The 8,764-nt window shown below is 71.2% G+C and carries 8 protein-coding genes; 6 read left to right on the forward strand and 2 right to left on the reverse strand.

The window, feature by feature from the left end; genetic code table 11:
* Window positions 1–162 precede the first annotated feature (162 nt).
* The 6 genes from ACFW6A_RS29575 (at window position 163) to ACFW6A_RS29600 (ending at window position 6,217) form a co-directional block, all read left to right on the forward strand.
* A complete protein-coding gene (locus tag ACFW6A_RS29575) occupies window positions 163–1,254 on the forward strand; it encodes a substrate-binding domain-containing protein (protein ID WP_351845732.1) in 1,092 nt (363 codons plus the stop codon).
* Between the two features lie 108 nt (window positions 1,255–1,362).
* Complete coding sequence (locus tag ACFW6A_RS29580; RefSeq protein ID WP_351845734.1) at window positions 1,363–2,679, forward strand: sugar ABC transporter substrate-binding protein; 1,317 nt, start codon at window positions 1,363–1,365, stop codon at window positions 2,677–2,679.
* A gap of 4 nt (window positions 2,680–2,683) precedes the next feature.
* The gene (locus ACFW6A_RS29585; protein ID WP_386644255.1) at window positions 2,684–3,583 is read left to right on the forward strand and encodes a carbohydrate ABC transporter permease; all 900 of its coding nucleotides are present in this window, start codon (window positions 2,684–2,686) and stop codon (window positions 3,581–3,583) included.
* Window positions 3,580–4,428 (forward strand): carbohydrate ABC transporter permease, encoded by an 849-nt coding sequence (locus ACFW6A_RS29590; protein WP_386476185.1) that lies wholly within the window; start codon window positions 3,580–3,582, stop codon window positions 4,426–4,428. Before ACFW6A_RS29585 ends, ACFW6A_RS29590 begins: the two co-directional genes overlap by 4 nt.
* A 17-nt stretch (window positions 4,429–4,445) precedes the next feature.
* Window positions 4,446–5,465 (forward strand): hydroxyacid dehydrogenase, encoded by a 1,020-nt coding sequence (locus tag ACFW6A_RS29595; RefSeq protein ID WP_386644258.1) that lies wholly within the window; start codon window positions 4,446–4,448, stop codon window positions 5,463–5,465.
* A gap of 53 nt (window positions 5,466–5,518) precedes the next feature.
* Window positions 5,519–6,217 carry an ester cyclase gene (locus ACFW6A_RS29600; RefSeq protein WP_351845742.1) on the forward strand — a complete coding sequence of 233 codons (699 nt, stop codon included), beginning with the start codon at window positions 5,519–5,521 and terminating at the stop codon, window positions 6,215–6,217.
* Between the two features lie 96 nt (window positions 6,218–6,313).
* Here ACFW6A_RS29600 and groL read toward each other — a convergent pair whose 3' ends face one another.
* Together groL and groES are read right to left on the reverse strand one after the other, a co-directional pair.
* Entirely contained in the window at window positions 6,314–7,942 is a 1,629-nt protein-coding gene (gene groL / locus ACFW6A_RS29605) for a chaperonin GroEL (protein WP_386476189.1), read from the reverse strand.
* A 108-nt stretch (window positions 7,943–8,050) separates the two neighbouring features.
* On the reverse strand, window positions 8,051–8,359 hold the full coding sequence (gene groES, locus ACFW6A_RS29610) for a co-chaperone GroES (RefSeq protein WP_004955293.1): 309 nt from the start codon (window positions 8,357–8,359) through the stop codon (window positions 8,051–8,053).
* Window positions 8,360–8,764: the final 405 nt, after the last annotated feature.

Below are 8,764 nucleotides of genomic sequence, written 5' to 3' on the forward strand. Positions count from 1 at the left end.
GTCGGCACCGGTTCGCCGGCATCGGCACCGGCGTCGTCCGGAATCCTCGGCGGGGCCCGATCGAAACGTCAAGAGATCCGGATCGAATGATCGAAAATCCCGCCGTTCGATCATCTTCATCTAAGGTCGGGGAACCACCACCACCGCGAGGGGGAACCGCACGTGCGCGAGAGTGCCGCCGAACGACACGCCCGACTGCTGGACCTGGTGCGCGAGCGCGGCACGGTCCGCGTCGCCGAACTGGCCGGCCTGCTGGGGGTCTCCCCCGTCACCGCCCGCCGCGACGCCGAGGCGCTGGCCGCCCGGGGACTGCTCGACCGGGTGCACGGCCAGGTCTCGTGGCCCCGCGGCCAGAGCGGTCCCGGCGCCGGCGAGGGCCTGGTCCTCGGCCTGCTCGCGCCCTCCGCCACGTACTACTTCGCCGAGGTCATCCGGGGGGCGCACGAGGCGGCGGCCCGGGCGGGCGCCCGGCTGGTGCTGCGGATCTCCGACTACCGCCCCGAGGAGGACCGGGCCCGCACCGAGGGGCTGCTCGCGGCCGGCGCCGAGGGCGTGCTGGTGGCGCCGGGCTGGCGCGGGCCGGAGGACCGGCTCGCGTACGGCGACTGGCTGGCGGAGCTGCCCGTGCCCGCCGTCCTGCTGGAGCGGCGCGCCGAGCCGGGCGGCCCGCTCGACGGCCTGGACCGGGTTTCCTCCGACCACGCCCACGGGGTGCTGCTCGCCCTGCGCCACCTGCTCGGGCTCGGTCACGCGACCCCGCTGCTGGTGGCCCGCGGGGACTCGCCGACCGCGCTCGCGGTGCGGGCCGGATACGCGGAGGCGCTGGCGGTGCTGGGGCTGGAGCGGCCGCTGCCGGTCATCGACTCGGTGCCGGCCGAGGCGGACCCGGAGGGCTTCGAGCGGGCGGTGCGGGCGCTGTACGAGGCGGTCCGCTCGGGCCTGGCGAGCGCGGCGCTCGTCCACAACGACGTGGACGCGATCGAGATCGTGCAGCGGCTCGCCCCGCTCGGGGTGCGGGTCCCGCAGGACCTGGCCCTGATCGCGTACGACGACGAGGTCGCCGCGCTGGCGGACATCCCGCTGACGGCGGTCGCCCCGCCGAAGCGGCAGGTGGGCCGGCACGCCACGGAGCTGCTGGTGGAGCGGCTGACCGGGGGCGGGGGCGAGGAGGCGGCGAGCCGGCACGTGAGCCTGCTGCCCCGGCTGCGGGTGCGGGCCTCGTGCGGGGCCCCGGGCCCGGCTCCCACTCCCTGATCGATCTGATCTTTTTTCGATCATTCAATCTTTCGCTCTTGACTTCGCTCAGGAACGGTCCCAGGATCACGGCCAACCCCGTCCGCGCCGCCGATCAGGAGCCGTGCCGTGAGCCTCAGTTGGAGCAGAACGTCCCGCGTCATAGCCGGCACCGCCACCGCCCTCGCCGTCCTCACGGCCTGCGGCGGGGGCGGTGACGCCGCCGATTCCGCCGCAGGCAAGCCCGTCACGATCACCTTCTGGGGCTGGGCCAAGGGCTCCAAGGAGGTCGTCGACGCCTTCAACGCCTCCCACACCGACATCAAGGTGACCTACGAGGAGATCCCCTCCGGCAACGCCGGCGGCTACGCCAAGATCTCCAACGCGGTGAAGGCGGGCAACGCCCCCGACCTCGTCTCCATCGAGTACCCCTCGCTCCCCGAGTTCGTCTCCTCCGGCGCCCTCCAGGACATCGGCGACGTCTTCACCGAGGCCGACCGCGCGAAGCTCCTCCCCCAGGCCGTCGACCTCACCACCCTCGGCGGCAAGTCCTGGGCCGTCCCCTTCGACGCCGCCCCGCAGGCCTTCTACTACCGCAAGGACCTCTTCGAGAAGCACAGGATCGAGGTCCCCACCACCTGGGACGCCTTCAGGAAGGCCGCCGAGCAGGTGAAGAAGGCCGACGCGAAGGCCCGCATCGCCACCTTCTTCCCCGACGACCCCACCACCTTCGAGGCGATGGCCTGGCAGGCCGGCGCCCAGTGGTTCAAGGCCGAGGACGACACCTGGAAGATCGACACCACGGACGCGGCCACCACCAGGGTCACCGCCTACTGGCAGGGCCTCCTCGACGACGGACTCGTCCACAAGAACGCCTCCTTCAGCCCCGAGTGGACCGGCTCCCTCAAGAACGGCACCACCCTCGGCTACCTCGGCGCCTCCTGGGGCGCCGGCGTCCTCAAGGGCACCCTCCCCGAGCAGTCCGGCAAGTGGGCCGTCGCCCCCATGCCGAGCTGGGACGGCAAGCCCGCCTCCGGCATGCTCGGCGGCTCCACCTTCGCCGTGACCAAGGGCAGCACGAAGAAGGCCGCCGCCGTCGAGTTCGCGACGTGGATGGCCACCACCGAGGAGGGCGTCGAGGCCCGCATCGCCTCCGGCACCTCCAGCGCCTTCCCCGCCGCCGCCGACCTGCGCCCCGCCGCCAAGAAGGCCTTCGACGCGAGCTACTACGGCGGCCAGGACATCTACGCCCTCTTCGAGGCGGCCGGCGCCTCCATCACCCCCCAGTGGTCCTGGGGCCCCAGCACCGGCACCACCAACACCGCGATCAAGGACCGCTTCGGCGCCGTCGCCCCCGGCGGCCCCACCCTCGCCGACGCGGTGAAGGCCGGTCACGACGCCACCGTCGCCGAACTCACCAAGCGCGGCCTGAAGGTCGAGGGCTGAGCACGTGAAGGCCCGCACCCGTGCCGCGGCACTCCTGCTGACCCCGTTCTTCCTGCTCTTCACCGCGGCGCTGGTGGTGCCGATCGGATACGCGGTCTGGCTCAGCCTCTTCACCGAGAAGCAGTCCGGACTGGGCTTCGGCGGCTCCGAGACCGTCTTCACCGGCCTCGGCAACTACGCCGCGGCACTGGGTGACCGGGCCTTCCGCGACGGATTCGGCGTCCTGCTCGGCTACTGCCTGCTCTACGTGCCGCTGATGCTCGGCGGCGCCCTCGGCCTCGCCCTCCTCCTCGACACCGCCCTCGCCCGCGCCCGCCGCTTCTTCCAGCTCGCGCTCTTCCTGCCGCACGCCGTGCCCGGCATCATCGCGGCCCTGATCTGGGTCTACCTCTACACGCCCCAGCTCAGCCCGGTCGTGAAGGCGATGGAGGCCGGCGGGATCGGCTTCGACTTCTTCTCCCCCGAGGGCGCCCTGCCGTCCGTCGTGAACATCGCCCTGTGGGAGTGGCTCGGCTACAACCTGATCATCTTCTACGCCGCCCTCCAGGCCATCGACCGCTCGGTCCTCGAAGCCGCCACCGTCGACGGCGCCGGAGCCTGGCGCACCGCCTTCGCCGTCAAGATCCCGCTGCTGCGCGGCTCCCTGGCGATGGTCGGCCTCTTCACCGTCATCGGCTCCCTCCAGCTCTTCACCGAACCGCTGATCCTCAGCAGGGGCACGGGCTCCGCCGTCACCTCCACCTGGACGCCGAACATGTACGCGTACTCCGCCGCCTTCGACCGCAACGACTACGGGCTGGCCGCCGCCGCCTCGATCCTGCTGGCCCTGACGGCCGCGCTGCTCTCCTTCGCGGTGACCCGGCTGACGGGCGGCCGGAAGGACCGGAAGGAGCGGACCGCATGAGCACCCCCCGCTCCCGCTGGCTGTCGAAGACCGCCGTCAACGGCGTCCTCGCCCTCGCCACCTGCTACATGCTCTTCCCGCTCGTCTGGCTGGTCACCGCCGCCACCAAGGACGCCGGCGGCCTCCTGGCCGGCGACGCCTTCTCCTTCGAGGGCTTCGACCTCGGCGGCAACCTCGCCCGGCTCGCCGAGTACCACGACGGCGTCTACTTCCGCTGGTACCTCAACAGCCTCCTCTACGCCGGCGTCGGCGCCGCCGCCTGCGCGCTGATCAGCGTCGCCGCCGGATACGCCTTCCACGTCTACGACTTCCGCGGCAAGGAGAAGCTCTTCGGCCTGGTCCTCCTCGGCGTCCTCGTCCCCACCACCGCGCTCGCCCTGCCGATGTACCTGCTGGCCAGCGAGATCGGCATCGTCAACACCTACGCCGCCGTGCTCCTCCCAGTCCTCGTCAACCCCTTCGGGGTCTACCTGTCCCGGGTGCTGTGCGCCGCCTACGTCCCCGACGAGGCCCTGGAGGCCGCCCGGATCGACGGCGCCGGCGAGCTGCGGGTCTTCTGGTCGATCGGACTGCGCACGGTCATGCCGGGCTTCGTGACCGTCTTCCTCTTCCAGTTCACCGCCGTCTGGAACAACTTCTTCCTCCCCCTGGTGATGCTCTCGGACCAGAAGCTCTTCCCGCTGAGCCTCGGCCTCTACGCGTGGAACAGCAACGCCCACGCCGAACCGGACTACTACCCCCTCGTCGTCACCGGCTCGCTGCTCGCCGTCGTCCCCCTCGTCGTCGCCTTCGTCTCGCTCCAGCGCCACTGGAAGGCCGGCCTGACCGCCGGCAGCGTCAAGTGAGGAGCACAGGTCCCGCCATGCACCCGACCACCGACCACCGTCCTTCCCTCCTGCTCGCGATGGGCCCCGGCGTCGCCGGCCGCCTCCTCACCGACGTCCACCGCACCCGCCTCGCGGCCCTCACCCGCACCGACCCGCACCTGGTCGCCCACGACCTGGCCGACCCCGACCCGCGCACCGCCGCCGCCCTCGCCGAGGCCGAACTCCTCCTCACCTGCTGGGGCGCCACCCCGCTCACCCCGGAGGTGCTGGCGCGCGCCCCCCGGCTGCGGGCCGTCGTCCACGCGGCCGGCTCGGTCAAGCACCACATCACCGACGCCTGCTGGGAGCGCGGCCTCAGGGTCACCAGCGCGGCCGCCGCCAACGCGCTCCCGGTCGCCGAGTACACCCTCGCCGCGATCCTCTTCGCCGGGAAGCGGGTGCTGCGCGCGGCCCAGCGGTACGCCGAGCTCCGCGCCGGCCACGCCTGGCTCGCCGAGTCCGCCGCCTGGGGCAACTACCGCCGCACGGTCGGCATCGTCGGCGCCTCCCGCATCGGCCGCCGGGTCGTCGAACTCCTGCGCCCCTTCGACGTCGAGGTGCTGCTGTACGACCCGTACCTGACCGCTCCCCCGCCGGGCGCGGCCCTCGCCGGCCTGGACGAACTCTGCTCCCGCAGCTCGGTCGTCTCCGTGCACGCGCCCCAACTCCCCTCCACGTACCGGATGATCGGGGCCCGGCAGCTGGCCGCCCTGCCCGACGGCGCCACCCTGATCAACACCTCCCGGGGCTCCCTGATCGACGAGGACGCCCTCCTCCCCCACCTCACCTCGGGCCGCCTGCACGCGGTGCTCGACGTGACCGACCCCGAACTCCCGCCGCCGGACTCCCCCCTCTACAGCCTCCCGAACGTCCTCCTCACCCCCCACGTCGCCGGCTCCCTCGGCAACGAGCTGCACCGCATGACCGACCAGGCCCTGGACGAGATCGCCCGCTACACCCGCGGCGAGCCCTTCGCGGAGGAGGTCAGGGCCGCCGACCTGACGCACTCGGCCTAGAGCGGCCTAGACTGGAGGGGTCCATCCGCGGCTTCGCCCGGTCGGAGGCGGCCATGACCTTCGTGCAGATCATCGATTGCAGGACGAGCCGGGTCGAGGAGCTCAACCGGCTCATGGACCGGTGGGTCGAGCAGACCCGGGGGAAACGGACCGCCACCCACGCCGTCGTCGGGACCGACCGGTCCGACGCCTCGCACGTCGTGGAGATCGTCGAGTTCCCCTCGTACGACGTGGCCATGCGCAACTCGCAGCTGCCGGAGACCGACCGGATCTTCCGGGAGCTGGTCGCCCTCTGCGACGAGATGCCGACCTTCACCGACCTGGACGTGGTCCGGGACGAGGCGCTGTACAAGGCGAACGCGCGGCAGCTGTTCGAGCGGTTCGCGGACGGCTCCGACCTGGCGCTGCTCGACACCCTGCTGGCCGAGGGCTACCACGACCACGATCCGACGAACCCGCAGGACGCCATCGGGCTGGACGCGGTCCGGCGCGAGGTGGAGGAGTGGCGCAAGGGCTTCGACTTCGCCTTCGCCGTCGACGACCAGATCGCGGACGGCGACCGCGTGTGCACCCGGTGGACCTGGCGGGGATCCCACGTCGGGGACTTCATGGGGCTCCAGCCGACGGGCATGGAGGTCACCATGACCGGGACCACCGTCCACCGCTTCCGCGACGACGGGAAGATCGTCGAGGGCTGGTGGCAGTACGACCTGCTCGGGCTGATGGGACAGCTCGGCGCGGTGGAGGACTGAGGGCCGCTCCGGCAGGGCCCGGGAACGGGCGAGGCCCGGTGCTCCCGCGACGGGAGCACCGGGCCTCGTGACGTCAGGACGTCGTGACCTCAGGGGTCAGTGGGAGTGACCGTGACCGTGGCCGTGGCCGTGGTCCGCCGGCTCCTCCTCCTTCTTCTCCACCACGAGGGTCTCGGTGGTGAGGAGCAGGGAGGCGATGGAGGCGGCGTTCTCCAGGGCGGAGCGGGTGACCTTCACCGGGTCGATGACGCCGGCCTTGACCAGGTCGCCGTACTCGCCGGTGGCGGCGTTGAAGCCCTGGCCCTTGTCGAGCTCGGCGACCTTGGAGGTGATGACGTAGCCCTCCAGGCCGGCGTTCTCGGCGATCCAGCGCAGCGGCTCGACGGCGGCGCGGCGGACGACGGCGACACCGGTGGCCTCGTCGCCCTCCTTGCCGAGGTTGCCCTCCAGGACCTTGACGGCGTGGACGAGCGCGGAGCCGCCACCGGAGACGATGCCCTCCTCGACCGCGGCGCGGGTCGCGGAGATGGCGTCCTCCAGACGGTGCTTCTTCTCCTTCAGCTCCACCTCGGTGGCGGCGCCGACCTTGATCACGCACACGCCGCCGGCCAGCTTCGCGAGGCGCTCCTGGAGCTTCTCGCGGTCCCAGTCGGAGTCCGTGGACTCGATCTCGGCCTTGATCTGGGCGACGCGGCCCGCGACGTCCTCGGAGTTGCCGCCACCGTCGACGATGGTGGTGTCGTCCTTGGTGATGGTCACGCGGCGGGCGGTGCCCAGCACGTCGAGACCGGCCTGGTCGAGCTTGAGGCCGACCTCCTCGGCGATGACGGTGGCACCGGTGAGGGTGGCCATGTCGCCGAGCATCGCCTTGCGGCGGTCGCCGAAGCCGGGGGCCTTGACGGCCACCGCGTTGAAGGTGCCGCGGATCTTGTTGACGACGAGGGTGGAGAGCGCCTCGCCCTCGACGTCCTCGGCGATGATCAGCAGCGGCTTGGAGCCACCGGACTGGATGACCTTCTCCAGGAGGGGCAGCAGGTCCTGGATGGAGGAGATCTTGCCCTGGTGGATCAGGATGTACGGGTCGTCGAGGACGGCCTCCATGCGCTCCTGGTCGGTCACCATGTAGGGGGACAGGTAGCCCTTGTCGAAGGCCATGCCCTCGGTGAAGTCGAGCTCCAGGCCGAAGGTGTTGGACTCCTCGACGGTGATGACACCGTCCTTGCCGACCTTGTCCATGGCCTCGGCGATGAGCTCGCCGACCTGCTGGTCCTGGGCGGAGAGGGCGGCGACGGCGGCGATGTCCGACTTGTCGTCGATCGGGCGCGCGGTGGCGAGCAGCTCGTCGGAGACGGCCTTGACCGCGGCGTCGATGCCCTTCTTCAGGGAGGCCGGGGAGGCGCCGGCGGCGACATTGCGCAGACCCTCGCGGACGAGCGCCTGGGCGAGCACGGTGGCGGTGGTGGTGCCGTCACCCGCGATGTCGTTGGTCTTGGTCGCCACCTCCTTGACGAGCTGGGCGCCGAGGTTCTCGTACGGGTCCTCGATCTCGACCTCGCGGGCGATCGTGACACCGTCGTTGGTGATGGTGGGGGCGCCGAACTTCTTGTCGATGACGACGTTGCGGCCCTTGGGGCCGATCGTCACCTTCACCGTGTCGGCAAGCTTGTTGACGCCGCGCTCAAGGGCGCGACGGGCGTCCTCGTCGAACTTCAGGATCTTCGCCATGGGAGCGATTCAGCCCTCTCGGAAATCGTGTGGGAAAACAAACCGCGCCCCTGGACGCCCAAGTAATCAAGGGGTCAGGGGCGCGGTTCAAAGCAGGTACGTCGTCTCTTACTTCTCGATGATCGCGAGCACGTCGCGGGCCGAGAGGACGAGGTACTCGTCGCCGTTGTACTTCACCTCGGTGCCGCCGTACTTGCTGTAGAGCACGACGTCGCCGACCTTGACGTCGAGCGGCAGGCGCTCGCCGTTCTCGAAGCGGCCCGGGCCCACGGCGAGGACGGCGCCCTCCTGGGGCTTCTCCTTCGCGGTGTCCGGGATGACCAGGCCGGAGGCCGTGGTCTGCTCGGCGTCGAGCGGCTGGACCACAATGCGGTCCTCAAGCGGCTTGATGGCAACCTTGGAGCTGGCGGTCGTCACGATCCGACCTCCCCCTTCGGAGATCTCGCGGGGTTAACTGTCTGGGGTCGCGACCAGCTGGGATCCGTCGTCGCGGGTGCCGGACCTGCCCGTCGCTGTCCTGGCACTCTCCGGTGGGGAGTGCCAGAGCCGAGACTATGACCGCGATTAGCACTCGGTCAAGCGGAGTGCCAATTCCTCACCCCGTGGCGGGTCCCCGGGGGCCCGGTCGCGCCGCGTTCCGGCCCCGATCCGGGGAACGCGCGAGCGGAGTCCGGGGTTCCGTACGAGGGCGCGGGCCCGGCCGGGGCGGCCGGGCCCCCGTCCCGGGCTAGGAAGTTTCTTTCGGATCATCTCGCCGACCAGATGAAGATGGCGGCGATGTGGAGTCCGGCGAGGTAGATGGTGGCGGTCTTGTCGTAGCGA

The organism is Streptomyces sp. NPDC058758, from assembly GCF_042746075.1.
Taxonomy (GTDB): domain Bacteria; phylum Actinomycetota; class Actinomycetes; order Streptomycetales; family Streptomycetaceae; genus Streptomyces.